At 66.5% G+C, this 24,330-nt stretch carries 27 protein-coding genes; 20 read left to right on the forward strand and 7 right to left on the reverse strand.

The window, feature by feature from the left end; translation table 11 throughout:
* Positions 1–137 precede the first annotated feature (137 nt).
* From leuD to ilvA, 7 genes are all read left to right on the forward strand, one after another.
* On the forward strand, positions 138–722 hold the full coding sequence (gene leuD / locus Y882_RS04630) for a 3-isopropylmalate dehydratase small subunit (RefSeq protein ID WP_046970720.1): 585 nt from the start codon (positions 138–140) through the stop codon (positions 720–722).
* Entirely contained in the window at positions 719–1,816 is a 1,098-nt protein-coding gene (gene leuB / locus Y882_RS04635; protein WP_046970721.1) for a 3-isopropylmalate dehydrogenase, read from the forward strand. The genes leuD and leuB overlap by 4 nt, the downstream gene beginning before the upstream one ends.
* A gap of 29 nt (positions 1,817–1,845) precedes the next feature.
* Positions 1,846–3,564 (forward strand): dihydroxy-acid dehydratase, encoded by a 1,719-nt coding sequence (gene ilvD / locus Y882_RS04640; protein ID WP_046970722.1) that lies wholly within the window; start codon positions 1,846–1,848, stop codon positions 3,562–3,564.
* Complete coding sequence (gene ilvC, locus Y882_RS04645; RefSeq protein ID WP_046970723.1) at positions 3,561–4,580, forward strand: ketol-acid reductoisomerase; 1,020 nt, start codon at positions 3,561–3,563, stop codon at positions 4,578–4,580. The genes ilvD and ilvC overlap by 4 nt, the downstream gene beginning before the upstream one ends.
* Before the next feature lie 244 nt (positions 4,581–4,824).
* Positions 4,825–6,666 (forward strand): biosynthetic-type acetolactate synthase large subunit, encoded by a 1,842-nt coding sequence (ilvB, locus tag Y882_RS04650; RefSeq protein WP_046970724.1) that lies wholly within the window; start codon positions 4,825–4,827, stop codon positions 6,664–6,666.
* A gap of 111 nt (positions 6,667–6,777) precedes the next feature.
* Positions 6,778–7,020 carry an acetolactate synthase small subunit gene (gene ilvN / locus Y882_RS04655; RefSeq protein WP_046970725.1) on the forward strand — a complete coding sequence of 81 codons (243 nt, stop codon included), beginning with the start codon at positions 6,778–6,780 and terminating at the stop codon, positions 7,018–7,020.
* Positions 7,017–8,582 carry a threonine ammonia-lyase, biosynthetic gene (gene ilvA / locus Y882_RS04660; RefSeq protein ID WP_046970726.1) on the forward strand — a complete coding sequence of 522 codons (1,566 nt, stop codon included), beginning with the start codon at positions 7,017–7,019 and terminating at the stop codon, positions 8,580–8,582. The genes ilvN and ilvA overlap by 4 nt, the downstream gene beginning before the upstream one ends.
* Before the next feature lie 94 nt (positions 8,583–8,676).
* On the opposite strand, the gene Y882_RS04665 is transcribed toward ilvA, so the two are convergent.
* On the reverse strand, positions 8,677–9,033 hold the full coding sequence (locus Y882_RS04665; protein ID WP_156171319.1) for a VOC family protein: 357 nt from the start codon (positions 9,031–9,033) through the stop codon (positions 8,677–8,679).
* Positions 9,034–9,159: 126 nt separating this feature from the next.
* Between Y882_RS04665 and ubiA the strand changes: the two genes are divergently transcribed.
* From ubiA to Y882_RS04685, 4 genes are all read left to right on the forward strand, one after another.
* The gene (ubiA, locus tag Y882_RS04670; RefSeq protein ID WP_244466228.1) at positions 9,160–10,185 is read left to right on the forward strand and encodes a 4-hydroxybenzoate octaprenyltransferase; all 1,026 of its coding nucleotides are present in this window, start codon (positions 9,160–9,162) and stop codon (positions 10,183–10,185) included.
* Positions 10,186–10,390: 205 nt separating this feature from the next.
* Positions 10,391–10,819: a YciI family protein gene (locus tag Y882_RS04675; RefSeq protein WP_046970729.1), complete on the forward strand. Its 429-nt coding sequence runs from the start codon at positions 10,391–10,393 to the stop codon at positions 10,817–10,819.
* Between the two features lie 20 nt (positions 10,820–10,839).
* Positions 10,840–11,262 carry a VOC family protein gene (locus Y882_RS04680; RefSeq protein ID WP_046970730.1) on the forward strand — a complete coding sequence of 141 codons (423 nt, stop codon included), beginning with the start codon at positions 10,840–10,842 and terminating at the stop codon, positions 11,260–11,262.
* Between the two features lie 62 nt (positions 11,263–11,324).
* On the forward strand, positions 11,325–12,590 hold the full coding sequence (locus tag Y882_RS04685; RefSeq protein ID WP_046970731.1) for an RNA polymerase sigma factor: 1,266 nt from the start codon (positions 11,325–11,327) through the stop codon (positions 12,588–12,590).
* A gap of 6 nt (positions 12,591–12,596) precedes the next feature.
* Here Y882_RS04685 and Y882_RS04690 read toward each other — a convergent pair whose 3' ends face one another.
* A complete protein-coding gene (locus Y882_RS04690) occupies positions 12,597–13,013 on the reverse strand; it encodes a hypothetical protein (protein WP_046970732.1) in 417 nt (138 codons plus the stop codon).
* A gap of 190 nt (positions 13,014–13,203) precedes the next feature.
* Between Y882_RS04690 and Y882_RS04695 the strand changes: the two genes are divergently transcribed.
* Complete coding sequence (locus Y882_RS04695) at positions 13,204–14,055, forward strand: DoxX family protein (protein WP_211259116.1); 852 nt, start codon at positions 13,204–13,206, stop codon at positions 14,053–14,055.
* On the opposite strand, the gene Y882_RS04700 is transcribed toward Y882_RS04695, so the two are convergent.
* Positions 14,040–14,384: a carboxymuconolactone decarboxylase family protein gene (locus Y882_RS04700; RefSeq protein ID WP_046970733.1), complete on the reverse strand. Its 345-nt coding sequence runs from the start codon at positions 14,382–14,384 to the stop codon at positions 14,040–14,042. The genes Y882_RS04695 and Y882_RS04700 overlap by 16 nt on opposite strands.
* A gap of 218 nt (positions 14,385–14,602) precedes the next feature.
* Here Y882_RS04700 and Y882_RS04705 point away from each other — a divergent pair, with 218 nt between their 5' ends.
* Positions 14,603–15,220, forward strand: coding sequence for a LuxR C-terminal-related transcriptional regulator (locus Y882_RS04705; protein WP_046970734.1), 618 nt, complete (start codon positions 14,603–14,605; stop codon positions 15,218–15,220).
* 236 nt (positions 15,221–15,456) lie between these two features.
* Positions 15,457–15,969 carry a DUF5615 family PIN-like protein gene (locus Y882_RS04710; protein ID WP_156171320.1) on the forward strand — a complete coding sequence of 171 codons (513 nt, stop codon included), beginning with the start codon at positions 15,457–15,459 and terminating at the stop codon, positions 15,967–15,969.
* On the opposite strand, the gene Y882_RS04715 is transcribed toward Y882_RS04710, so the two are convergent.
* Entirely contained in the window at positions 15,966–16,688 is a 723-nt protein-coding gene (locus tag Y882_RS04715; protein ID WP_046970736.1) for a ComF family protein, read from the reverse strand. The two genes, Y882_RS04710 and Y882_RS04715, sit on opposite strands and share 4 nt — an antisense overlap.
* A gap of 12 nt (positions 16,689–16,700) precedes the next feature.
* Positions 16,701–16,907, reverse strand: coding sequence for a hypothetical protein (locus Y882_RS04720; protein WP_046970737.1), 207 nt, complete (start codon positions 16,905–16,907; stop codon positions 16,701–16,703).
* A gap of 144 nt (positions 16,908–17,051) precedes the next feature.
* Here Y882_RS04720 and bioB point away from each other — a divergent pair, with 144 nt between their 5' ends.
* From bioB to bioC, 5 genes are all read left to right on the forward strand, one after another.
* Positions 17,052–18,056 (forward strand): biotin synthase BioB, encoded by a 1,005-nt coding sequence (bioB, locus tag Y882_RS04725; RefSeq protein ID WP_046970738.1) that lies wholly within the window; start codon positions 17,052–17,054, stop codon positions 18,054–18,056.
* Between the two features lie 453 nt (positions 18,057–18,509).
* Positions 18,510–19,688, forward strand: coding sequence for an 8-amino-7-oxononanoate synthase (bioF, locus tag Y882_RS04730; protein ID WP_046970739.1), 1,179 nt, complete (start codon positions 18,510–18,512; stop codon positions 19,686–19,688).
* Positions 19,689–19,717: 29 nt separating this feature from the next.
* Positions 19,718–20,602, forward strand: a complete 885-nt coding sequence (locus Y882_RS04735) for a sulfurtransferase (protein ID WP_046970740.1) — start codon at positions 19,718–19,720, stop codon at positions 20,600–20,602.
* Positions 20,599–21,369, forward strand: a complete 771-nt coding sequence (bioH, locus tag Y882_RS04740; protein WP_082120923.1) for a pimeloyl-ACP methyl ester esterase BioH — start codon at positions 20,599–20,601, stop codon at positions 21,367–21,369. Before Y882_RS04735 ends, bioH begins: the two co-directional genes overlap by 4 nt.
* On the forward strand, positions 21,366–22,247 hold the full coding sequence (gene bioC / locus Y882_RS04745) for a malonyl-ACP O-methyltransferase BioC (protein WP_046970741.1): 882 nt from the start codon (positions 21,366–21,368) through the stop codon (positions 22,245–22,247). The genes bioH and bioC overlap by 4 nt, the downstream gene beginning before the upstream one ends.
* Before the next feature lie 128 nt (positions 22,248–22,375).
* Here bioC and Y882_RS04750 read toward each other — a convergent pair whose 3' ends face one another.
* Together Y882_RS04750 and Y882_RS04755 are read right to left on the reverse strand one after the other, a co-directional pair.
* Positions 22,376–22,945: a DNA-3-methyladenine glycosylase I gene (locus Y882_RS04750; RefSeq protein ID WP_046970742.1), complete on the reverse strand. Its 570-nt coding sequence runs from the start codon at positions 22,943–22,945 to the stop codon at positions 22,376–22,378.
* A gap of 3 nt (positions 22,946–22,948) precedes the next feature.
* A complete protein-coding gene (locus Y882_RS04755; RefSeq protein ID WP_162207390.1) occupies positions 22,949–23,305 on the reverse strand; it encodes a hypothetical protein in 357 nt (118 codons plus the stop codon).
* A gap of 100 nt (positions 23,306–23,405) precedes the next feature.
* Between Y882_RS04755 and Y882_RS04760 the strand changes: the two genes are divergently transcribed.
* Positions 23,406–24,302, forward strand: a complete 897-nt coding sequence (locus Y882_RS04760) for a DMT family transporter (RefSeq protein ID WP_046970744.1) — start codon at positions 23,406–23,408, stop codon at positions 24,300–24,302.
* Positions 24,303–24,330 lie beyond the last annotated feature (28 nt).

A 24,330-nucleotide genomic window follows, 5' to 3' on the forward strand; every position in this document is an offset into this window, starting at 1 on the left:
AGGGGCCAGTCTTGCCTCAGTCCGATATCAGAGCGCGCTTCGATGTGCGCAGCCGCGAGCACCCGCCCCTCATCCGCCCCTTCGGGGCACCTTCTCCCCGGAGGGGAGAAGGGATTTTGTCCTTTGGAGGTTTTTTGATGCGCCCTATCACCCGCCTCCACTCCCGTACCGCCGTGCTGCCGGACGAGAACATCGACACCGACCGCATCATTCCCGCGCGCTTCCTCACCACCACCGAACGCGCCGGCCTGGGCAAGCTGTGCTTCAACGACTGGCGCTACCAGGCCGAAGGCAGCGACAACCCGACGTTTCCGCTCAACCAGCCGCAGGCACGAGGTTGCTCCATCCTCGTTGCCGGCCGCAATTTCGGCTGCGGCTCCTCGCGCGAACACGCGCCGTGGGCGCTGCTCGACTACGGCATCCAGGCGGTGCTGTGCAGCGAGATCGCGGACATCTTCCGCAACAACGCACTGAAGAACGGCCTGCTCGCCATCGTGCTGGACGAAGCCGAACACCGCTGGTTGCTGGAGCACCCGGGCATCGAGCTGTCCATCGACGTGAAGGAGCAGGTGATCGCCCTGCCCGACGGCGGCCACATCCATTTTCAGCTCGAAGCGTTCGCACGTCACTGCCTGCTCAACGGCGTCGACCAGCTCGGTTATCTGCAACAGCACAGCGATGCCATCGCTGCCTACGAACAACGCACGGAGAAAGCCGCATGAGAGCGCACATCGTCACCCTGCCCGGCGACGGCGTCGGCCCTGAAGTCACCGCAGCGGCCGTGGCCGTGCTCGATGCCGTCGCGGCGCACTACGACCATCACTTCCATTTCGAAGAACACCTGATCGGCGGCTGCGCCATCGATGCGACCGGCGAACCCTTGCCGACCGCCTCACTCGAGGCCTGCAAGTCCGCTGATGCCGTGCTGCTCGGTGCGGTGGGTGGACCGAAGTGGTCCGATCCGAATGCACCGGTGCGCCCCGAACAAGGCCTGCTGGCGTTGCGCGCGGCGCTGGGCGTGTACGCCAACCTGCGTCCGCTGCAGGTGCATCCCGCACTGGCGGACTTGTCGCCGCTCAAGAACGAGAAGCTCAAGAACGTCGACGTGCTGTTCGTGCGCGAACTCACCGGCGGCGCGTATTTCGGCGCCAAGACGCGCACCATCGACACCGCCATCGACGAATGCAAATACACCGTGGCGGAAGTCGAGCGCGTGACGCGCCGTGCCTTCCAGCTGGCGCGCGAACGCCGCAAGCACGTCACCTCGGTGGACAAGGCCAATGTGCTGGAGACTTCGCGCCTGTGGCGCAGCACCGTGCAGCGCATCGCCAATGAGTTCCCCGACGTGAAGCTGGAACACCAGCTGGTCGATTCGATGGCCATGCTGCTGCTCACCCAGCCGGGCAAGTACGACGTGGTGGTCACCGAGAACCTGTTCGGCGACATCCTCACCGACGAAGCCGCCGCGCTGGCCGGCTCGCTGGGCCTGCTGCCTTCGGCCTCGCTGGGCGAAGGCAAGGGTGGACTGTATGAGCCTATCCACGGTTCCGCGCCGGATATCGCCGGCCAGGGTGTGGCCAACCCCATCGGCGCGATTCTCTCCACCGCGATGCTGCTGCGTCATTCGCTGGGGCTGGAAGAAGAAGCCAGCACGGTGGAAGCGGCGGTGGCCGAAGTGCTGGAACGCGGCCCGCATACCCGCGACATCGGCGGCGATGCCGGCACGCAGCAGGTACTGGAGGCGGTGTTGGCCGCCATCGACGAGCACGCCTGCAACGCGGCGGCCTTTCTTCGCTGGGGGCGCGCCTGTGGCTGAGTCATTCGAGCACACCTCAAGGAACACCCATGCGCAGTGACCTGATCAAGACCGGCCCCGACCGTGCCCCCGCGCGCGCCATGCTGCGCGCCACCGGCCTGGACGACGAAGCGATCGCCAAGCCGCTGGTGGCGGTGGTGCACACCTGGTCCAACGTCAGCCCGTGCAACCTCAATCTGCGCGAGCTGGCCGAACATGTCGCCGACGGCATCCGCGCCGCGGGCGGCACGCCGGTGGAGTTCAACACCATCGCCGTGACCGACGGCATCGCCATGGGTACACCGGGCATGCGCGCCTCGCTGATCAGTCGCGAGGTGATCACCGATTCCATCGAGCTGGCCGTCGATGGCCATTGCCTGGATGCGATGGTGGTGCTGTGCGGCTGCGACAAGACCATTCCTGCCGCTGCGATGGCGATGGCGCGACTCAATATCCCAGCCGTCGCGATGTACGGCGGCACGATTGCGCACGGCACCCACGACAACCATCCGATCACCATCCAGCAAGTATTCGAGGCGGTCGGTGCGCACGGCGCGGGCAAGATCAGCGATGCCGAACTGACTTCGGTGGAACGCGATGCCTGCCCCGGTGCCGGTGCATGCGGTGGCCAATTCACCGCCAACACGATGGCGATGGTGCTATCCACGCTGGGCCTGTCACCGCTGGGCTTCAATGACATTCCCGCCACGCATCCCGCCAAAGCCGTGGCCGCACGCCGCTGTGGCGAGCTGGTGATGGAGTGCCTGAAGGAAAACCGCACGCCACGCGAACTGCTCACCGAGACCGCGTTCCGCAATGCCGCGCGCATGGTCGCCGCCACCGCCGGTTCGACCAACGCCGTGCTTCATCTGCTCGCCATCGCGCGCGAAGCGGGCACGCCGTGGACGCTGGAGGATTTCGAGCCGGCTTCCAAGCACACGCCGGTGATTGCCGACTTGCTGCCTGGTGGCCGTTACACGGCCGTGGAAATGTTCGGCGCCGGCGGCAGCGCACGCGTGGCGGAGGAACTGATCGCCGCGGGCATGCTGACCGATGCGCCCACCGTCACCGGTCGCAGCCTGTTCGATGAAGTGGCTGCAGCGCCCCGAGCAGAAACGCAGGATGTGGTGCATCCGGTGTCAAAGCCGCTGAAGCCGCGCGGTGGCTATTCCATCCTCTACGGCAATCTCGCGCCGGAAGGCTGCATCCTCAAGCTCGCCGGCAAGGGCGCCAACCACTTCGAAGGACGCGCCCGCGTATTCGAAAGCGAAGAGCAGGCGTTTGCCGCCGTGCAGGGCGGCGGCATCGAGAAGGGTGACGTGATCGTGATCCGCAACGAAGGACCTGCGGGCGGCCCCGGCATGCGCGAGATGCTGGGCGTCACCGCCGCGCTGATCGGCCGTGGCATGGGCGACGACGTGGCCCTGATCACCGACGGCCGTTTCTCCGGCGCCACCCACGGCTATATGGTCGGCCATATCGCACCGGAAGCCGCGCGCGGCGGCCCGATTGCGCTGCTGCACGAGGGCGATCGCATCCGCATCGACGCCGAATCACGCCAGATCAGCACCACCGCCGACCTCGCCTCACGCCGCGCCAGCTGGCAACCGCCTGCACCCAAGGTCACGCGCGGCGCCATGGCCAAGTACGTCTCACTGGTGGGCTCCGCTTCTGAGGGAGCCACCACGCAACCCATCGCATCACGCAGTCCATCCGCCTCTGTTTCCCGACACGTCAACGAAGACACGACCGCAGGAGTCACCGCATGAGCAGCAATACCACCAACGACACGCTGGCCAAGGCCCGCATCGCCGTCCTGGGCTTTGGCAGCCAGGGCCGCGCCCACGCACTCAACCTGCGCGACTCCGGTCTCGACGTGGTGGTTGGCCTGCGCAAGGGTGGCCCTTCGTGGGAGAAGGCCCGCGGCGAAGGCTTCACCGTGGCCGAGCCGGGCGAGGCCGTGAAGGACGCCGACCTGGTCGCCGTGCTCACACCGGACATGGTGCAGCCGCAGCTGTATCGCGAGCACATCGAGCCGAACATCAAGCCGGGTGCAGCCCTGCTGTTCGCGCACGGCTTCAACGTGCACTTCAAGCAGATCGACCCGCGCGCCGACATCGACGTGATCCTGGTGGCGCCCAAGGGCCCGGGCGCACTGGTGCGTCGCGAATACGAAATCGGTCGTGGCGTGCCCAGCATCTGGGCCGTGCACCAGGACGTCAGCGGTAACGCCGAAGCGAGAGCCAAGGCTTATGCCGACGGCATCGGCGGTGGTCGCGCGCTGTTGATCAAGACCGATTTCAAGGAAGAGACCGAGACCGATCTGTTCGGCGAACAGGCCGTGCTGTGCGGCGGCGCCAGCTCGCTGGTGCAGGCTGGTTTCGAGACCCTGGTGGAAGCCGGCTACCAGCCGGAAATCGCCTATTACGAAGTGCTGCACGAATTGAAGCTGATCGTGGATCTGTTCTACGAGGGCGGCATTGCTCGCATGCTGGAGTTCGTCTCCGAGACGGCGCAGTACGGCGACTACGTGAGCGGTCCGCGCGTGATCGATGCCGGCACCAAGGCGCGCATGAAGGACGTGCTCACCGACATCCAGGACGGCACCTTCGCGCGCAACTGGATCGCCGAGTACCAGGCCGGCCTGCCGAACTACAAGAAGTTCAAGCAGGCGGACCTGGAGCATCCGGTGGAGCAGGTCGGCGCCAAGCTGCGTGCACGCATGCCGTGGCTGCAGGCGAATGCGCCCAAGCCTTCGGCGGAGCCGCTCAAGAAAGTAGGTTGATGTTTGGCTCGTCATTCCTGTGAACGCAGGGATGACGAGCAGAGTTTTCGGCGACATCAAAGGTTGTTGTTCGACTTAAGAGGGGTGCTTATCCCGCAAGCACGCAAGACCCTTCCTGGCCCTCCCCCGATGATTGGGGGGAGGGCACTTTTCCAAGCAATTCGACCCGCCGAAGCATCGGCGCATCCTGGGGAACCCGACCATCGTGAACGTGCCACTGCAACGTGCTCTTGAAAGTCGCGACATGCCCGCATCGACACATGCGCTCGCCGGCCAGACCATGAGCGGTGCAGAAGTCGTCGTCCAGGTATTGGCCGATGAAGGCGTCGACGTGCTGTTCGGCTATTCGGGTGGCGCCATCCTGCCGGTGTACGACGCGGTCTTCCGATTCAATGCCACGCATCTGTCGCCGATGGGTGGCGAGCCGATGCCTTTGATCGTGCCCGCCAACGAGCAGGGCGCCGGTTTCATGGCCGCCGGCTATGCGCGCGCGTCGGGCAAGGTGGGCGTAGCGATCGTCACCTCCGGCCCCGGCGCTACCAATATGGTCACGCCAGTGCGCGATGCGATGTCCGACTCCGTGCCGATGGTGGTGATCTGCGGCCAGGTGCCTACCGGCGCGCTCGGCAGCGACGCCTTCCAGGAGGCGCCGGTCAGCAACATCATGAGTCCGTGCGCCAAGCACGTGTTCCTGCTCACCGACCCCGCGCGTCTTGAAGCGACGCTGCGCACGGCGTTCGAGATCGCCCGCAGTGGCCGGCCGGGTCCGGTCGTGGTGGATATTCCCAAGGACGTGCAGAACAGTCCGCTCACTTTCGCCGGCGAAGGCACGCTGCCGATTCCCGGCTACCGCGCACGCCAGCACGCCATCCAGAACGCGCGCGTCGATGACCTCCAGTGCGAGGCCTTCTTCGACGCCCTGGCCAAGGCGAAGCGGCCGCTGATCTATGCGGGCGGCGGCATCATTTCGGCCGAGTCCTCTGCCACGCTGCGCGCCTTCGTCAAGCAGTTCGGCCTGCCGGTGACCACCACCCTGATGGGCATCGGCGCGATGGACACCACCGAGCCGCTCGCCTTGCACATGCTGGGCATGCACGGCACGGCCTATGCGAATTACGCGGTCGAGGACTGCGACTTCCTGCTCGCGCTCGGTGCGCGTTTCGACGACCGCGTGGCCAGCGTGCCGGAGCGCTTTGCACCGCATGCACGCTTCATTGCGCAGATCGACATCGACCCGGCGGAGATCGGCAAGGTGAAGACCGTGCACTGGCATCACCACGGCGACCTCGACGCCACGCTGTCGCGCCTTCATCAGTACGGCATCCGCCACGGCCTGCACTTTGCGAACGACGGGCGCTACGCGGACTGGCACGCGCATATTGCCGCGCTCAAGCACACGCATGCGCTGAACTACGACCGTGACAGCGCGCTGATCCAGCCGCAGGCGGTGATCCAGGCGATCAACGAACACACGCAGGGCCGCGCGGTGATCAGCACCGGCGTGGGCCAGCACCAGATGTGGGCCGCGCAGTACTTCGATTTCCGCGAGCCCCGCCATTGGCTCACCTCCGGCTCCATGGGCACGATGGGCTTCGGCCTGCCCGCCGCCATCGGCGCGCAGTTCGCGCGGCGCGACGCGGTGGTGATCGACATCGATGGCGATGCCAGCATCCGCATGAACCTGGGCGAGCTGGAAACCGTCACCACCTATGGCCTGCCGGTGAAAGTGGTGGTGCTCAACAACATCGGCGACGGCATGGTGCGGCAGTGGCAGAAGCTGTTCTTCCGCGGGCGCTTTGCTTCGTCGGACAAGAGCCTGCACAAGAAGGACTTCATCAAGGCTGCGCAGGCCGACGGGTTCGAGTGGGCGAAGCGGCTGGAAGACAAAGCCGAACTGGCCGAGACGATCGCGGACTTTCTTGCCTTTGAAGGCCCGGCGTTTCTCGAGGTCATGATCGACCCGGATGCCGGTGTGTATCCGATGGTGGGTCCGGGGGCGACGTATGCGCAGATGATTACGGGCGATTTCATTCCGTCGCGGGTGGCGCCGGCTGAGACGGAAGAGACGGCAAGCGACATGTTTTAGGGGCAGAAGTGAGTGAACAGGAGTGAGAAGCAAGAGAGAGGCTCGCTTCTCTCACTCCTCACTCCTCTCAACTCACTCCTTGCACCGACTCACACCGACTCTGGAGTCATCATGAAACACACCCTTTCCATCCTGCTGCAAAACGAATCCGGCGCCCTGATGCGCGTGGCCGGCCTGTTCGCCGCGCGTCACTGCAATATCGACACGCTCACCGTCGCCGCCACGGAAGATCCCGCCGTATCGCAACTCACCCTGGTGCTGCATGGCGCGGACGCCACCGTCGAACAGATCATCAAGCAGACGCGCAAGCTGGTGGACGTGATCGAAGTGAGCCACCCGCTCGCCACGCCATGAATGCGCTCGCTGCCACGCTCGACACCACTGACCCGCTGAGCGAACACGAACTGTTGCGCCAGACGGTGGGTGCGCGCGTCTACGATGTGGCGCGCGAAACCGCGCTGGAGCCGGCGACGCTGCTGTCCACGCGACTGGGCCAGCGGGTCTTGCTCAAGCGCGAAGACCAGCAACCGGTTTTCTCGTTCAAGCTGCGCGGCGCGTACAACCGCATGTGCCAGCTGGATGCGGCGCAACGCGCACGCGGCGTAATCGCCGCTTCGGCGGGCAATCATGCGCAAGGCGTAGCGCTGGCGGCGGCGCGGCTGGGCATACACGCCGTGATCGTGATGCCGGTGACGGCGCCCCAGGTGAAGGTGGACGCGGTGCGCCGCTTTGGTGGCGAACAGGTCGACATCGTGCTGACCGGCGACTCCTATAGCGATGCGCAGGCCGCGGCGGCGCGACTGCAGCACGACCACGGCTACACCTTCGTCCATCCCTTCGACGATCCCGCGGTGATCGCAGGGCAGGCCACCGTCGGCATGGAAATCCTGCGCCAGCATGCGGGGCCGCTGCACGCGATCTTCGTCCCCGTGGGCGGAGGCGGTCTGCTCGCGGGTGTGGCGGCTTATGTGAAGGCCTTGCGTCCGGAGGTGAAGGTGATCGGCGTGCAGACCTGCGACTCCGATGCGATGGTGCAATCGCTGGAGGCAGGCGCACCGGTGACCTTGACGGAAGTCGGACTGTTCGCCGACGGCACGGCCGTGAAGCGCGTCGGCGAACTCACCTTCGCGCTGTGCCAGCGCCATGTGGACGCCATGCTGCGGGTGGATACGGACGCGATCTGCGCGGCCATCCGCGATGTCTTCCAGGACACCCGCAGCGTGCCCGAGCCCGCCGGCGCGCTGGCTCTGGCCGGCCTGAAGCAATACGTCGCCATGCACGGCGCGTCGGAACACCCCATGGTTGCCGTGGTTTCGGGCGCCAATCTCAACTTCGACCGCCTGCGCTTTGTGGCCGAGCGCGCGGAAGTGGGCGAGCAGCGCGAAGCCGTGTTCGCGGTGACCATCCCCGAAGAACGCGGCAGCTTCCGCCGCTTCTGCGAGGCGCTGGACCAGCGCAGCATCACCGAATTCAACTATCGCATCGGCAATGCCAGCGAGGCGCATATCTTCGTTGGCGTGCAGACGGCGCACCGGGACGAGCGCGAAACCCTGATCGATGCGTTCCGGGCACACGGTTTCGGCGTGCTGGATCTCACCGACGACGAGCTCGCCAAACTGCATCTGCGCCACATGATAGGCGGCAGCTCACCGCTGGCACGCGACGAGCAGCTGTTCCGCTTCGAGTTTCCCGAACGGCCCGGGGCGCTCACACGCTTTCTGGGGCATATGCATCCGGATTGGAATATCAGTCTGTTCCATTACCGCAATCAGGGTGCGGATTACGGGCGCATCCTGGTGGGTATCCAGGTGCCGCCCGACGAACGCCTCCTGTTTCAGGCGTTTCTGGACACGCTCGGCTATCCGTTCCGCGACGAAAGTGAGAACCCGGCGTATCGGTTGTTGTTGAGGGAATGAGGCACGTCAGTCGCGCACAGGGTGCGCTCCCACAGTGAGCCCGCAGGTAGCTGGAACCTCCTGTGGGAGCGCACCCTGTGCGCGACGCTCTCCCTCACGACTCCACGACCTCCAACTCAAACACATGGTTGTCGTAGTCGCTGAAATACAGCGCCGTATCCTCGCGCGCCATCTGGTAGTCCAGCGCCAGCTCGTCCATGCGGCGCGCGCAATCGAGCTGCTCTTGCTTGGTCACGGCAAACGCGATGTGGTCGCCGTTGCGTGAGGCCGGCCCATTGCCGCGGATCAGGGCGAACTCCAGGCCCGCCAGCGCGACGATGACTTCGGGATGGCTGTCGGCCGGGTCTTCCTCGCGCAGGATGCGCGCATCCTCGAACACGCCGGTCAACAGGTGGGCCGTGCGCGTGGGGTGGGCAACGATCAGGGCGACGTGGCTCAGGGCTTTGGGCATGGACTGGCCTCCGGTCGGGAAAGGGAAAGTGTAGGCCGCTTTGTGACCGTGTTGCGACAACACGCGCCCCGCAAACCGGCGCTGCGTCACGCCACCCATGACGGTGGGCCACGCTACACTTGATGGATGGCTCCTACATCCCGCAAGCGCCAGCGGCGCAACCTGCCGACCACGAGTACACCGCGTCCGCGTCCTGCCGTGGGCCCCAAGCCGGCGCGCTCCGCGCAGCCGTCGGATAGTTCTTCCCGCGCCACGCGCGTACTCGACTGGCTGCTGCAGCGCTTGCCGGCGCCCTATCGCAGCAAGGCGCGCGACTATCTGGTGCTGACCCGCATGGATCGCCCGATCGGCGCGCTGCTGTTGCTGTGGCCGACCTGGTGGGCGCTGTGGCTGGCCGCCTCAGATTTCCCACCGCTGAAGCTGCTGGTGATCTTCACGCTGGGCGTGTTCTCGATGCGCGCGGCCGGTTGCGCCATCAACGATTTCGCCGACCGCAAGCTCGATCCCCAGGTGGAACGCACCGCGGGGCGGCCCATCGCCGCGGGGCGCGTGACGCCGCGCGAGGCCTTGATCATCTTCGCCAGCCTGCTGGTGTTCTCCTTCGTGCTGGTGCTGTTCACCAACAAGCTCACCATCTGGCTGTCCTTCGCGGGCGCCGGTTTGGCGGCGATCTACCCGTTCACCAAGCGCTACACGCACCTGCCGCAGGTGGTGCTGGGCGCGGCATTCGGCTGGGCCATCCCGATGGCGTTCGCGGCCGTGATGAATACCGTGCCGCCGGTGGGCTGGCTGCTGTTCATCGCCAACATCCTGTGGTCGGTGGTGTACGACACCCAGTACGCCATGGTCGATCGCGACGAGGACATCAAGGCCGGCGCCAAATCCACCGCGATCCTGTTTGGCGACGCGGATCTGCCGATTCTCGGCATCCTGATGGCCACCTTCCTGCTGGCCATGCTGCTGGTCGGCCAGCGCGCAACGCTGGGCTGGCCCTACTGGCTGAGCCTGCTGGTGGCGGCTGGCCTGTTCGGCTGGCAGCTGTGGCGCATCCGCAGCCACGACCGCGCCGCCTGCCTGTGGGCCTTCCGCAACAACAACTGGCTGGGCATGGCGGTGTGGATCGGCATCGTGCTGGCGCTGGCGTTCCGCTAAGCCGCGTCACCCCTCTTCCCCTGTGGGAGCGCACCCTGTGCGCGACGCGGCATCGCCGATCGCCGCGCCGCCGGGTTGTCGCGCACAGGGTGCGCTCCCACAGGGACTGTCCACGCCCCGTGCAACTCCGCTGCCCTACCCTGTCGATTCCACGCGGGGTCGTTCGTCGTGTGCATAAGAGCCACACCACCACAGGAGCAAGCACATGCGATTCGTAGCCATGGTCAGGGCCACCCGGGCCTCCGAGGCCGGCGAGATGCCGAGCGAGAAACTGCTGACCGAGATGACCCGCTTCAACGAGGAGCTGGTCAAGGCCGGCGTGATGCTGGCCGGCGAAGGCCTGCATCCCAGCCGCAGCGGTGCGCGCGTGCGCTATGAGGGCGACCGGCGTACCGTCATCGACGGCCCGTTTACGGAAACCAAGGAATTGATCGCCGGTTTCTGGGTGCTGCAGCTGAGCTCGCTGGAAGAAGCCATCGAGTGGATGAAGCGCGCACCCAACCCGTTCGAGGACGGCGCCTCGGAGATCGAGATCCGCCGCGTGTTCGAAGCGGAGGATTTCGGCGATGCCTTCACGCCCGAAGCGCGCGAGCTGGAAGCCCAGCAGCGCGCCCGCCTGGGCGATCCACGCTGAACCCACCAGGAGATGGCGCCATGCTGATCCAGCCTTATCTGTTCTTCGACGGCCGCTGCGAGGAAGCCCTCGCCTTCTACGGCAAGGCCGTGGGCGCACAGGTGCAAACGCTGGTCCGCTTCAAGGACAGCCCCGAACAGCCGGGCGACCAGGCCGCCGGTCCGCGCCCGCCGCATGGCGAGAAGATCATGCATGCCTCGATGCGGATCGGCGAATCGCTGGTCAATGCGTCCGATGGCGAATGCGGCGGCACGCCGGATTTCCGTGGCTTTTCGCTGGTGATCAACGCCAAGGACGACAGCGAAGCCAAGCGCTCGTTCGACGCCTTGCTGGAGGACGGCGGCGAGGTGGCCCTGCCGCTGTCCAAGACCTTCTTCGCCTCCAGCTTCGGCATGCTGCGCGATCGCTTCGGCGTGCACTGGATGGTGATGTCGCCGCCCTGATCCCGGCGGCATGGTGCGCGCGAACTTGCGCCGCCACCGGCGTGGTGTTGTGATCGGCGGCCATGACGGCCACTGATATCCATCGCACCATCGAAGCGGTCTGGCGCATGGAATCGCCACGCCTGATCGCCGGCCTCGCCCGCATCGTCCGCGATGTGGGCGTGGCCGAGGAACTGGCGCAGGACGCGCTGGTCACGGCGCTGGAGCAGTGGCCGCAGACGGGAGTGCCGCGCAATCCGGGCGCCTGGCTGATGACCACCGCCAAGCATCGCGCGATCGACCAGATGCGACGCCATGCGCTGCATCGTCGCAAGGAAGGGGAACTGACGCGCGAGATCGAAGACCAGCTCGAACAATCCGTGGGAGACCCGGATGCCATGCTCGACAACCCGGTCGGTGATGATCTGCTCAGCCTGATATTCACAGCCTGCCATCCGGTGCTGTCCACCGAGGCGCGCGTGGCGTTGACGCTGCGCCTGCTCGGCGGCCTGACCACCAGCGAGATCGCGCGTGCCTTCCTGGTGCCCGAGCCCACGGTGGCGCAGCGCATCGTGCGCGCCAAGCGCACGCTCAGCGAGGCGCAGGTGCCGTTCGAAGTACCGCGCGGCGACGAACTCGCGATGCGCCTGGCCTCCGTGCTGGAAGTGGTCTATCTGATTTTCAACGAAGGCTACGCGGCCACCTCGGGCAGCGACTGGATGCGTCCGGCGCTATGCGAGGAAGCCATGCGCCTGGGCCGCGTACTGGCCGGGTTGGCGCCCAGCGAAGCCGAGGTGCACGGACTGGTCGCGCTGATGGAAATCCAGGCGTCGCGCACCGCCGCACGGCAGGGTCCGCACGGCGAGCCCATCCTGCTCGGCGAGCAGAACCGCGGGCGCTGGGATCAACTGCTGATCCAGCGTGGCCTGGCTGCGCTGCAACGCGCCGAAGCCCTGGGCGGCAGCGAACGTCCCTACACCTTGCAGGCGGCGATCGCTGCCTGTCATGCGCGGGCACGCACCGTCGAAGCGACCGACTGGCCACGCATTGCCGCGCTCTACGACACACTCGCACGCCGCCTGCCCTCGCCGGTGGTGGCGCTCAATCGTGCGGTGGCGCACGCGCAGGCATTTGGTCCTGAGGTAGGTCTGGGCCTGGTGGACGCACTGCGCGACGAGCCTTTGCTGCGCCACTATCACCTGCTGCCCAGCGTGCGCGGCGACCTGCTCGGCAAGCTGGGGCGACACAGCGAAGCGCGCGAGGAATTCGAGCGCGCCGCCTCGCTCACGCGCAACCTGCGCGAGCGGGAGTTGCTGTTGCAGCGTGCGGCGGCGAGCAGCGCGGCTTGAAGGCGATCAGGTCTTGCACAGCCGGTCAGCCCGATAAGCATCCAGGTTGGGCACGGCGCCATACATCCAGTCGACGAAGGCGTTGCGCTCGTACCACATCACTTCCATGTCCCACAGGCAGAACGAATAGCGCGACATATCCTCGACCCAGCCGGTGGCATCTTCCACCGCCACCGCGATGAACATCTCGTTGTCGTTGCCCCACCAGCCCAGCACCAGATAGCGCGCCTGCGCCGCTTCGTGGCAGATCGCGAAGGACGGTGTGCTCGACCAGGCGATGGCTCGCGCGCTTTTCATCGCCGCCATGCGCGGCAGATAGCGCGAGATATCGACCGCTGCGTCGCTGGCGGCAATCGTGTAGACCTTGATGCCATCGGCGTCGGTATCGGCGGGCAGGTTCACAATGGGGCGGGGGCGATACATGGCCTTGGCTTCCTCTGGGCGTGATCGAAGAGCGCGGCGCGCCAGCCCATCATCGCACTCCATTGCGCCCCGGCGTATCTGCCGATTAAATGGCGCGTCGAGTTCCCACGGGAACCCGTGGCCGCCCATCGGCCGTCCTCGCATCGAAGCGCAGTTCCCCCTCTGTCCGTTCATCGTGAAGGAGCAAGGCATGGAACGTTCGTATCGGGCATCAACCACCGCGCTGGCCGGTGGCGACGCGTGGATCCACGGCGCTGCCGAACCCCTGGCACAGGCACGCCTGTCCCAGCAGTGGCTGGCGCTCTGCATGATGTCGCTGGGTGCGCTGGGTTTCATCTACGGCGACGTCGCGCTGGTATGGCAGCACCTGCCGATCGAGCACATGCCGGGCGCGCGACCCATCGCCTATCTGTTCGCGCTGATCGAACTGGTGGCCGGCATCGGCCTGCTGCTGCGCCAGTGGGCCAAGCCCGCCTCGGCGTTGCTGGTGGCCTTCATGCTGGTGTGGACGGTATTGCTCAAACTTCCCGCCGTGATCGTGGTGCCGTCGATGGAAGCCACCTGGCTGGGCTTTGGCGAGATCGCCGTGATCTTCGCGGGTGCCTGGGTGTTGTTCGCCTGCCACATGGGCGAATACCGTGGCTGGTTGCGCCCCCTGACCGGACGACGCGGCGTGCGCGCGGCGCGCGTGGTGTTTGCGCTATCGCTGCCGATGATCGGGCTGTCTCATTTTGTTTACAGCGAGCAGACCGTGGCGCTGGTGCCGAGCTGGCTGCCGTATCCACTCGGCTGGGCGTACTTCACCGGCGCCTGCAGCATCGCCGCGTGCCTGGCGGTGCTGTTCGGCGTGCTGCCGCAGCTGGCGGCGCGGCTCGAAGCGGTGATGCTGTGGATCATCACCTTGCTGGTCTGGGTGCCCACCGTGTTCTCGGCGCCGCACGACCGCACGGGTTGGACGGCGCTGGCGATTTCCGCCGCCATCGCCTGTGGCGCCTGGGTCGTGGCCGACTCGTATCGAGCGGTCCCCTATCGTTCCGCCTGATAACTGTGCACTGCATCGAGCACGCGCGCTGAATACACCAGCGCCGCGCCGGCATTCATGGCCACCGCCACGCCCAGGGCCTCGGCAATTTCGTCCTGGCTGGCGCCCTGCTTCAGCGCCTCGGCGGTGTGCACGGTGATGCAGCCGTCGCAGCGCGTAGTGACGGCGACCGCCAGCGAGATCAGTTCGCGCGTCTTGGCGTCCAGATGGCCGGTCTTGCTGCCGGCGGCGGACAGGGTCTGGTAGCCGGCCACGGTGTCGGGGCTCAGTTTGGCGATCTCGCCAATGCGGCCGAGCAGCTGTTTGCGGTATTCAGGCCAATTCAGCATGGGGCTCTCCTGGGGACACAACACCCTCATGCTGCGCCCGATCGATGAGCGGGGTGAATAAGCCAGCATGGATACCTCGATGGTGTGGTGCCGGACGGCCCGCGTCTTGCAAGTCGTCTGAAAAACATCGCAAAACCCGCGTGCAGGGCTTGGTATTGCGGATCCGTTCTGTTCGAATCACAGACACAAGCGCCAACCGGTGACCGAGGAAATCGCACATGCATCAAACTGGGTTTGAAGGCGCCTTGTTCGCATCCATTGGCCTCTCTCCGCTTGCGACCCTGGTCACCAACCCGCGTCTGCCCGACAACCCCATCGTCTGCGTCAATGCCGCGTTCTGCGAGCTCACCGGCTACCAGGAAGGCGAAATCCTGGGCCGAAACTGCCGCTTCCTGCAGGGCGCCGGCAGCGAGCCCGACCAGCGTGCCCTGCTGCGCGACGCCATCGCCAATGGGCGCCCCTCGCTGACGGTGCTCACCAATTACCGCAAGGACGGCACCGCGTTCCGCAATGCCGTGATGGTGGCGCCGCTGATCGGCGCCGATGGCACCGTGGAGTACTTCATCGGCTCGCAGATGGACGTCTCCGGCACGCCCGATCGCGCGCACAACCAGCGCATCGCCCATGCCTCGGCCCTGGTCGATGCGCTCACGCCCCGGCAAAAGCAGGTGCTGGAACATATGTCGCGCGGCATGCGCAACAAGCAGATCGGCGACTTGCTGGGCATCGAGGAAAAGACCGTGAAGATGCATCGCGCCAGCCTGCTCAAGCGACTGGGGGCAACCACCAGCGCCGATGCCATCCGCATCGCGATCGAGGCGCGCAGTCCGCACTGACAACGTTGTCGTTCGCCGACCCTGGTCTAAAGGTCGTATTGCCCTGGAAACGATGCCAACGTTAGAAAAGCGCAGGGGGAATCCACGATCCCGCTGGTCGTGCTGCCAGTGGCTTGCCACGCGGGATGACAGCGCGCGACAACCCCTCTGATCGCTGCGTCGGTGCCGCCGTTGCGTGCACCGTCCGGACTGATCGGCCGTGCTTTGGAACGCAGCAAGCGGGGATGTGCAGCGTCATGTGGCGGGAACTCGAAGGTTCCAGGGACAGCACCGCGCCGGAAGAAGGCAAGGTGGAAAGCCGCGCGCGATTTCTGGTCGATGCATCGTTTCCGTCGCGGGGCGTTGAATTATTGCGTTCGGCCGGCGCCCAGGTTTGGACGTCTGCCGACTGCGACCTGCTCGGTCAGACCGAGTCCGCCCATGTCGCTTATGCGCTGGAACGCGAACTGGTGCTGCTCACCTGCAATCCGGATTTTCTCGATCTGCAGCGATTTCCGCTGCAACGCGGCTCGGCCATCTTCGTGTTTCATTTCGGCAGCGGCTCGGTCAACGACCTGCGCCGCGCACTGCGCTGTCTCGCGCCCGTGCTCGGCAGCAGCTGTTTCAGTTCGGGTTGTACGGTGGAGGCCAGCAGCACGGGCTGGGCCCGCTACCACTGCCCAGGCAATGGCACGCGCCAGCGCCGCAAATACCGCCTCTGGCACGGCAAGCTGCAGGAGTGGCTGGGCGAATCCTGCGAAACCGCCTAGTGCTTCGCCGCTGGCGCGCGGGCCAGCGCCCAGACATCCACCTGTTGCACCCCTGCGCGCTTCAGCACGCGCGCACATTCGCCCAGCGTGGCGCCGGTGGTCATCACATCGTCGAACAGCGCCACATGCGCCGGCCAGCTCGTGCTCGGTTGTGCGGTGAAGGCGCCGCGCACATTGCGGCGACGCGCCAACGCGCCCAGCTCGGTTTGGGCCGGCGTGGCGCGCGAGCGGGTCAAGGCTTCGATCTGCAGCAAGGGACCAAGTCGGCTCGCCAGGGGTCTGGCCAGCTCGATCGCCTGGTTGTAGCCGCGTTCGCGCAGTCGGCCGACATGCAGCGGCACCGGCAGCAGCCACTCCGGCAACGCTGCGGGCGGCGATTCCCGCAGCCACAGAGAAGAGAGCACGCGGCCGGCGGCCAGGTCGGCGCCGAATTTGAAGCGCGATTCCAGCCGGTCCAGTGGCCACGCGTAGCGGAATGGCACCCACGCCGCATCCCACGGTGGCGGATGGCGCTGGCATTGGCCGCAAAGCGCGGCCGCTTGCGGCAGGGGCAGCGCGCAGCGGGCGCAACAGGCCTGGTTACGGGGAAGCTCGGCGGCGCAGGGGCGGCACAGATCCAGGCCATCGTCGCCGGCGGCGCCGCACAGCAGGCACCGGTAGGGGAGCACAAAGCGTTGCAGCGACTGGAGCAGGGGTCGCCAGAGTGGTAGCGCGTCCATGCGCAGGGTCGATCAGACTTTGGACTTGAACAAGGCCGCGTCGAGGATTGACCACAGATGGATGATCCAGCCCAGCCAGACGATCCACAGGATGGCGGCCAGCACGAACATCACCAGTGCGATCCAGAAACGCCCCTGCACCAGCTGGCCGAGCCCGGGGATGAAGAAACTGCAGATGGCTGCGAGCACGTTGCCCGAGCTGCCTTGTCCCGCACTCATGCCAGCCACTCCCGCTTGGTGAATGGCCCGATGGTAGCGGCAGCCATACGTCCGCGCATCGTCAACCGGCGACTTTCATTGAAAGTTGACAAGAAAACACGCGCTGCCACACTTGTCCTCATCCCCAACCCCAGAGCTGTCGCCATGGCCCAACCCATCCGTCACGACTGGACGCGCGCCGACGTGGCCGCGCTGTTCGCGCTGCCGTTCAACGAACTGCTGTTTCGCGCCCACAGCGTGCATCGCGAACACCACGATCCGAACGCGGTGCAGGTGTCCACCCTGCTCTCGATCAAGACCGGCGGCTGCCCGGAAGACTGTGCGTATTGCCCCCAGGCCGCGCGCTACGACACCGGCGTGCAGGCGCAGAAGCTGATGAGCGTGGAAGCCGTGCTGGAACGCGCCAAGGCCGCCAAGGACGCCGGCGCCAGCCGCTTCTGCATGGGCGCCGCCTGGCGCAGCCCGAAGGACCGCGACGTGCAGAAGGTCGCCGAGATCGTGCGCGCGGTGAAGGGCCTGGGCCTGGAGACCTGCGCCACGCTGGGCATGCTCAATGGCGAGCAGGCCAAGACCCTGAAGGGCGCCGGCCTCGATTTCTACAACCACAACCTGGACACCGCGCCGGAGTTCTACGGCGAGATCATCCACACCCGCCAGTACCAGGATCGCCTGGACACGCTCGAACACGTGCGCGAAGCCGGCCTGAAGACCTGCTGCGGCGGCATCGTCGGCATGGGCGAGACGCGCGACCAGCGCGCCGGCCTGCTGCAGACCCTGGCCAACCTGCCCGAACATCCCGAGTCGGTGCCGATCAACCAGCTGGTGCAGGTGGAAGGCACGCCGCTCAGCGGCACCGAGGCGATCGACCCGTTCGACTTCGTGCGCACCATTGCCGTCGCCCGCATCCTGATGCCCGCCTCCATGGTCCGCCTCTCCGCCGGCCGCCAGCAGATGGACGACGCCGTGCAGGCGCTGTGCTTCTTCGCCGGCGCCAATTCGATTTTCTACGGCGAGAAGCTGCTCACCACTGGCAACCCCGACGTGGAACACGACCGCCAGCTGTTCCAGCGCCTGAACCTGCATGCGCTGGAAGTGGTGGAGACATCGAGCACGGTGCACGCGGATATCGTCGAGCACTGCGCAGCCTGATCCGCCACCTCTAACCCCTGTGGGAGCGCACCCTGTGCGCGACGGCCCGGAGCGCTCCCTGCATGACGCGACCACCGATGACAGAGGCACACCACCGCTCCGCGGTCGCGCACAGGGAGGCGCATCGCGATGCGTATGGTGAAACTCTCCGCAGCCTGATCTGTTGTGGGAGCGCACCCTGTGCACGACGGGTCCGGAGCGCTCCCTGCATGACGCGACCACCGATGACCGAGGCACACCGCGGCTCCGCGGTCGCGCACAGGGTGCGCTCCCACAGGGAGGCGCATCGCGATGCATATGGTGAAACTCTCCGCAGCCTGATCTGTTGTGGGAGCGCACCCTGTGCGCGACGGGCCCGGAGCGCTCCCTGCATGACGCGACCACCGTTGACAGAGGCACACCGCGGCTCCGCGGTCGCGCACAGGGTGCGCTCCCACAGGGAGGCGCATCGCGATGCGCGTTGATCTGCTCACCCGCCTCGCCGCCCACACGCAACAGCGCGAGCAGGCTGGCCTGCGCCGCCGCCTGCACACGGTGACCCACGCCGACGGCATGTGGCTGGAACGCAACGGCCGTCGCCTGCTCTCGTTCTGCAGCAACGACTATCTCGGCCTGGCCCAGCATCCCTCATTGATCGATGCACTCAAACGCGCTGCCGACAGCGATGGCGTCGGCAGCGGTTCCGCGCATCTGATCAGCGGCCACCGCAACGCCCATGCCGCGCTGGAAGACGCCCTCGCCGAATGGACCGGCCGCGAACGCGCGCTGCTGTTCTCCACCGGTTACATGGCCAATCTCGGCGTGATGCAGGCACTGCTTGAACGCGACGACGTCTGCGTGCAGGACAAGCTCAACCACGCCTGTTTGCTCGACGGCGCGCAGCTCGCGGGCTGTGAGTTGAAGCGTTATCCGCATGCCGACGTGGAAGGCGCCGAACGCCAGCTGCGTGCACGGCCCGGCGCCGCTGCGCTGCTTGCCACCGACGGCGTGTTCAGCATGGATGGCGATATCGCGCCGCTCGCCGAGTTGGCCGCCCTGTGCCAACACGAAGCAGCCACCTTGATGGTCGACGACGCCCACGGCCTGGGCGTGCTGGGCGAGCATGGCGAAGGCAGCGCATCGGCAGCGGGCCTCACGCAGGACGAGGTGCCCGTGCTGATGGCCACGCTGGGCAAGGCCCTTGGTTGCAGCGGCGCGTTTGTGGCCGGTTCCGCCGCCCTGATCGATGGGCTGGTGCAGTCCGCACGTACTTACATCTACACCACCGCCATGCCGCCCGCGCTCGCTGCCGCGACGCTCGCCGCGGTACGGCTGGCGCAGACGGAAACCTGGCGACGCGAAAAACTCCACGCGCTGATCGCCCGTTTCCGCACGGGCGCCGCCCAGCTCGGCCTGCCGCTGATGCCCTCGCCCACGGCCATCCAGCCGCTGCTGCTGGGCGATGCGCAAGCCGCCCTGGCAGCCTCTGAGGCCTTGGAGCGGGCGGGTTTCCTGGTCACCGCCATCCGCCCACCGACCGTGCCGCAGGGCAAGGCCCGCCTGCGCATCACCTTGTCGGCCGCCCACCAGGAGACCGAGGTGGACCGCCTGCTGGAGGCGCTGTCCCGGCTCCCCCAGGCCGGCCCCGTATAATGGCGGTCTTGCCGTACCCCCCCCCCGCCATGTCCATCATCAATCTTTCCGCTTACCGCTTCGTCGGCCTGGACGATCTACCCGCGCTGCGCGAGCGCATCCTGGAACGCTGCCTGGCGCTCGCGCTCAAGGGCACCATCCTGCTCGCACCCGAAGGCATCAACCTGTTCCTGGCCGGCCCGCGCGAGCCCATCGATGCGTTCATGGACTGGTTGCGCGCCGATCCGCGCTTCGCCGGACTGGAGCCGAAGGAATCGATCTCCGAGGACGTGCCGTTCGGCCGCATGCGCGTGCGCCTGAAGAAGGAAATCATCACCATGCGCATGCCCACCATCCGCCCCGAAGGCGGTCGCGCGCCATCGGTGGCCCCTGCGACGCTGCAACGCTGGCTGGCGCAGGGCCACGACGACGACGGCCGCGAAGTGATGCTGCTGGACACGCGCAACGACTACGAAACCGATGTCGGCCTGTTCGAGAACGCGGTGGACTATCGCATCGGCAGCTTCACCGCCTTTCCCGATGCCATCGCGGCCGACCGCGCGCGCTACGAGAACAAGACGGTCGTCTCCTACTGCACCGGCGGCATCCGCTGCGAGAAGGCGGTGCTGCATATGCAGGACATCGGCATGGACAACGTCTTCCAGCTGGAAGGCGGCATCCTGAAATACTTCGAAGAAACCGACGGCACGCACTGGCGCGGCGAGTGCTTCGTGTTCGATGAACGCGGCGCGGTGGACAAGAGCCTCGCGCCTGCTGCCATTCCCCCTCTCCCCTCCGGGGAGAGGGCCGGGGTGAGGGGCCAATCTTGCGGCATGGCTGAAGAGGAGCGCGCTCCGCTCAACGCCTCCGCGAGCACCCGCCCCTCATCCGCCCCTTCGGGGCACCTTCTCCCCGCGGGGGAGAAGGGCTGGTGAGTCTGCATATCGAAACTCACGGCCACGGCGAGATCCCCGTCGTGATCCTGCACGGCTGGGCCATGCATGGCGGCATGATGGAACCGCTGTGCGAAGCGCTCGCCGATCGCTGCACGCTGCACGTGGTCGATCTTCCCGGTCACGGCTACTCGCGCGACAGCACGCTGCCCCTGGAGCCTTCGCTGGTCGCCGAGGCGATTGCGCGCATGACGCCGCCGGCCATCTGGGTGGGTTGGTCGCTGGGCGGACTGGTCGCGATGACTGCCGCGCTGGAACATCCGCAGCACGCGCGCGCACTGGGCGTCATTGATGGCACGCCGAAATTCTCCCGCGACGACAGCTGGCCTCATGGCAGCGACCCCAAGCTGGTACGCCAGCTGGCCGACGATCTGGAGACCGATTACCACGGCACGCTCGAGCGCTTCATTGCGCTCGAAGCGATGGGCAGCCGCGACCCCATGGCGGAAGTGCGCCACCTGCGCAGTCTGATCTTCCAGCGTGGCGAGCCGAACCTGCGCGTGCTGCAGGAAGGCATCCGCATCCTTGAAACCACCGACCGCCGCGCCGATCTGGCCACACTGAGCGTGCCCAGTGCCTGGATCGTCGGCCGCCGCGATCGCATCGTGCCGCCGCCGGCGATGGCGTGGTCGGCCGAACAGGCGCGTGGCAGCTATGTGGAAATCGCGCACGCGGGCCACGCACCATTCTTTGGTTATGCAAGCGAGGTCGCCGATGGCCTGGCGCCGCTGCTGGAAAGCCTTCGATGACCGACTCGCATTTCGACCGCCGGCAGGTACGCCGCAATTTCAGCCGTGCGGCCACGACCTACGAGCAGCACGACGCGCTGCAACGCGAAGTGCAGACCCTGCTGCTCGATCGCCTGGGCTTCTACCTGGAAACGCCCGAACGCGTCATCGACGTCGGCGCCGGCCCGGGCCGCGGCACGGCCCTGCTGCGCAAGCGCTATCCCAAGGCGCAGCTGCTCGCGATGGATCTGGCGCTGCCGATGTTGCGCGCGGCCAAGAAGAACATCAGCTGGCTGAAACCGTTCCAGCGCGTGTGCGCCGAAGCGACTTCGCTGCCACTGCCCGACCACAGCGTGGACGTGCTGCATTCCAACCTGTGCTTCCAGTGGATCGATGATCTGCCGGCGCTGTTCGGCGAATGCGTGCGCGTGCTCAAGCCCGGCGGCCTGCTGGTGTTCTCCACCTTCGGCCCCGACACCTTGAAGGAATTGCGCGCCGCCTGGGCCGATGCCGACCAGCAGCCGCACGTGAGCCGCTTCCTCGACATGCACGACCTGGGCGACGCCATGATCAGCGCCGGCCTGCGCGATCCCGTGCTCGACGTGGATCGTTACACGCTCACCTATAGCGAGCCACGCCAACTGCTGAAGGAACTGCAGGGGCTCGGCGCGACCAACGCCGATCGCGAACGCGAACGTCATCTGCTGGGCAAGCGCCACTACCAGCGCATGCTGGCGGCCTACGAAACCATGCGCGTCGATGGCCGCATTCCCGCCACCTGGGAAGTGGTCACCGCCCACGCCTGGGGGCCGCCGCCGGGGCAGTCACGTCGCTTGGCCGGCGGCGGCGAGATGGCCAGCTTCTCGGTGGACAGCCTGCGCGGATCGCGGCGGCGCTAGGGCACCCCGTCATCGTTGTCTGTGGGAGCGCACCCTGTGCGCGACGGCCTCATAGATATCGAAACTTCCCAGCATGTCGCGGCCCGCAGTCGCGCACAGGGTGCGCTCCCACAAGTGGCCGCCACAGCCTAGACCTGCTTGTACCGAAAGCAACTCACCACATGGTCATTCACCATGCCCGTCGCCTGCATGAAGGCGTAGCAGATGGTGGTGCCGACGAAGCGGAACCCGCGCTTCTTCAAATCCTTGCTCATGCGATCGGATAGCGGCGTGCTCGCTGGCACATCGCCTTGCCCGGTCCACTTGTTGCGAATGGGTTTGCCGTCGACAAACGACCACAGGTAGCGATCGAGGCTGCCGAACTCATCGACCACCTTCAGCGCCGCAATGGCGTTGTCGCGCGTGGAATAAACCTTGAGTCGATTGCGCACGATGCCGGCATCGAGCAAGGCCTTCTCCAGCTCTCGCTCCTTCATCGCCGCGACACGCTTGATGTCGAAGTCGTGGAAGACGCGGCGGTAGTTGTCGCGCTTGAGCAGGATGGTTCGCCACGACAGTCCCGCCTGCGCACCTTCCAGGCAGAGGAATTCGAACAGCGCCTGGTCGTCATGCAGCGGCGTGCCCCACTCGGTGTCGTGGTAGTCGTGCATGTCTTCGCTGTTGCCCCAAGGGCAGCGCTTTTTGATGGATGTCGCCATGATTCAATCCGCGGCTCGATCGCCGCGCCCCGTGCGAAAACCGATGATGGCGCCGGCACACGCGGCCAGCACCGCGAGCCATGGCCAGAGGGATTGCCGCAACGACGGCAACCAGAACAAACCCAGCAGCAGAGTGATGGCCGCGACGGCGTAAATCCAGCCGTGCTCCGGACGGCGCAGCAGCAAGCCGACGCTGGCGATCAACAGCAGCAGCGCACCGAGCACCATCGGGGCCGCCTTTGGCCATGCGATGCCTGCGCGCACGCCTTGCAGCACATCGGGAAACACCAACAGCATGCCGGCAAAGGCCAGCAGCCCGATGCAGGCCACGAGGACGTTTCTCGCACGGGTTCCTGTCACGCCCATCCCCTGTAAGCTGCCGGGAAAGCCACGACGCTATCCCACCCCTGCGCGCCGGACAAGGGCAGCCTGCCGCGCGCGATGCCACGTGCAGAACGCCATGACATCAAGCACAGCCACACGCGGCGCCTTGCTCGCCCTGCTCGCCACCATCCTGATCTGGGCCTACAGCTGGATCGTGATGAAGCAGGTGCTGCAGCATGCCGGCCCGTTCAACTTCTCCGCGCTGCGCTATTCGCTCGGTGCGCTGGTGCTGTTCGGCGCCCTGGCAGCGACCCGGCAGTCGCTGCGACCGCCGCCGCTGCTGCCCACCCTCGCCATCGGCCTGTGCCAGACCACGGCGTTCCAGGGGCTGGGCCAGCTGGCGCTGGTGACCGGCGGCGCGGGCCGCGTGGCGCTGCTGGCGTACACCATGCCGTTCTGGTCGGTGCTGCTGGCGTGGCTGATCCTCGACGACCGTCTGACCCGCCGCCACTGGTGGGGCCTGGGGCTGGCCGCGATCGGACTGACCTGCATCATCGAACCCTGGCACGGCCTGGGCAGCCCGCAGAGCACCCTGCTGGCCATCTGCGCCGGCCTGGCCTGGGCGATGGGCACGGTGCTCAGCAAACGCGTGTTCATTCGCCACAAGCCCACGCCGCTCAGCCTCACGGCGTGGCAGATGCTGTTTGGTGCGCTGGCGCTGATCGTCGTCGCGCTCTGCGTCCCCCAGCGTCCGTTCGAATGGACCTGGGACCTGATCGCCGGCCTGGCCTATAGCGTGGTCCTGGCCTCGAGCGTGGCCTGGGGCCTGTGGTTGATCGTGCTGCAGCGTCTGCCGACGGCCCTCGCCAGCGTCGCCAGCCTGGGCGTGCCCATCGTCAGCGTGCTGCTGGCATGGGCGATCCTGCACGAGCAGCCCAGCGGCATGGAGATCCTCGGCATCATCTTCATCCTGCTCGGCCTGCTCGCCGTGAGCGGCCTGCGCCTACGCCGCTCACCACCTGCGCGCAGTTAAAATGTCGGGTTTGCGCCGACCAGGAGAC

The sequence above is a fragment of the Dyella japonica DSM 16301 genome, from assembly GCF_001010355.1.
In the GTDB taxonomy this organism is placed as follows: Bacteria; Pseudomonadota; Gammaproteobacteria; order Xanthomonadales; family Rhodanobacteraceae; genus Dyella; species Dyella japonica.

What these genes read in the sequence shown, in the direction of transcription:
- Y882_RS04700 (WP_046970733.1), bottom strand. Translation starts at nt 14,384, where the DNA reads ATGCTGAATTGGCCTGAATACCGCAAACAGCTGCTCGGCCGCATTGGC.
- leuB (WP_046970721.1), top strand. Translation starts at nt 719, where the DNA reads ATGAGAGCGCACATCGTCACCCTGCCCGGCGACGGCGTCGGCCCTGAA.
- bioC (WP_046970741.1), top strand. Translation starts at nt 21,366, where the DNA reads ATGACCGACTCGCATTTCGACCGCCGGCAGGTACGCCGCAATTTCAGC.
- leuD (WP_046970720.1), top strand. Translation starts at nt 138, where the DNA reads ATGCGCCCTATCACCCGCCTCCACTCCCGTACCGCCGTGCTGCCGGAC.
- ubiA (WP_244466228.1), top strand. Translation starts at nt 9,160, where the DNA reads ATGGCTCCTACATCCCGCAAGCGCCAGCGGCGCAACCTGCCGACCACG.
- Y882_RS04695 (WP_211259116.1), top strand. Translation starts at nt 13,204, where the DNA reads ATGGAACGTTCGTATCGGGCATCAACCACCGCGCTGGCCGGTGGCGAC.
- Y882_RS04665 (WP_156171319.1), bottom strand. Translation starts at nt 9,033, where the DNA reads ATGCCCAAAGCCCTGAGCCACGTCGCCCTGATCGTTGCCCACCCCACG.
- Y882_RS04675 (WP_046970729.1), top strand. Translation starts at nt 10,391, where the DNA reads ATGCGATTCGTAGCCATGGTCAGGGCCACCCGGGCCTCCGAGGCCGGC.
- Y882_RS04680 (WP_046970730.1), top strand. Translation starts at nt 10,840, where the DNA reads ATGCTGATCCAGCCTTATCTGTTCTTCGACGGCCGCTGCGAGGAAGCC.
- Y882_RS04750 (WP_046970742.1), bottom strand. Translation starts at nt 22,945, where the DNA reads ATGGCGACATCCATCAAAAAGCGCTGCCCTTGGGGCAACAGCGAAGAC.
- Y882_RS04705 (WP_046970734.1), top strand. Translation starts at nt 14,603, where the DNA reads ATGCATCAAACTGGGTTTGAAGGCGCCTTGTTCGCATCCATTGGCCTC.
- Y882_RS04715 (WP_046970736.1), bottom strand. Translation starts at nt 16,688, where the DNA reads ATGGACGCGCTACCACTCTGGCGACCCCTGCTCCAGTCGCTGCAACGC.
- Y882_RS04735 (WP_046970740.1), top strand. Translation starts at nt 19,718, where the DNA reads ATGTCCATCATCAATCTTTCCGCTTACCGCTTCGTCGGCCTGGACGAT.
- Y882_RS04690 (WP_046970732.1), bottom strand. Translation starts at nt 13,013, where the DNA reads ATGTATCGCCCCCGCCCCATTGTGAACCTGCCCGCCGATACCGACGCC.
- bioF (WP_046970739.1), top strand. Translation starts at nt 18,510, where the DNA reads ATGCGCGTTGATCTGCTCACCCGCCTCGCCGCCCACACGCAACAGCGC.
- ilvA (WP_046970726.1), top strand. Translation starts at nt 7,017, where the DNA reads ATGAATGCGCTCGCTGCCACGCTCGACACCACTGACCCGCTGAGCGAA.
- ilvN (WP_046970725.1), top strand. Translation starts at nt 6,778, where the DNA reads ATGAAACACACCCTTTCCATCCTGCTGCAAAACGAATCCGGCGCCCTG.
- ilvD (WP_046970722.1), top strand. Translation starts at nt 1,846, where the DNA reads ATGCGCAGTGACCTGATCAAGACCGGCCCCGACCGTGCCCCCGCGCGC.
- ilvC (WP_046970723.1), top strand. Translation starts at nt 3,561, where the DNA reads ATGAGCAGCAATACCACCAACGACACGCTGGCCAAGGCCCGCATCGCC.
- bioB (WP_046970738.1), top strand. Translation starts at nt 17,052, where the DNA reads ATGGCCCAACCCATCCGTCACGACTGGACGCGCGCCGACGTGGCCGCG.
- Y882_RS04685 (WP_046970731.1), top strand. Translation starts at nt 11,325, where the DNA reads ATGACGGCCACTGATATCCATCGCACCATCGAAGCGGTCTGGCGCATG.
- Y882_RS04760 (WP_046970744.1), top strand. Translation starts at nt 23,406, where the DNA reads ATGACATCAAGCACAGCCACACGCGGCGCCTTGCTCGCCCTGCTCGCC.
- ilvB (WP_046970724.1), top strand. Translation starts at nt 4,825, where the DNA reads ATGCCCGCATCGACACATGCGCTCGCCGGCCAGACCATGAGCGGTGCA.
- Y882_RS04720 (WP_046970737.1), bottom strand. Translation starts at nt 16,907, where the DNA reads ATGAGTGCGGGACAAGGCAGCTCGGGCAACGTGCTCGCAGCCATCTGC.
- Y882_RS04710 (WP_156171320.1), top strand. Translation starts at nt 15,457, where the DNA reads ATGTGGCGGGAACTCGAAGGTTCCAGGGACAGCACCGCGCCGGAAGAA.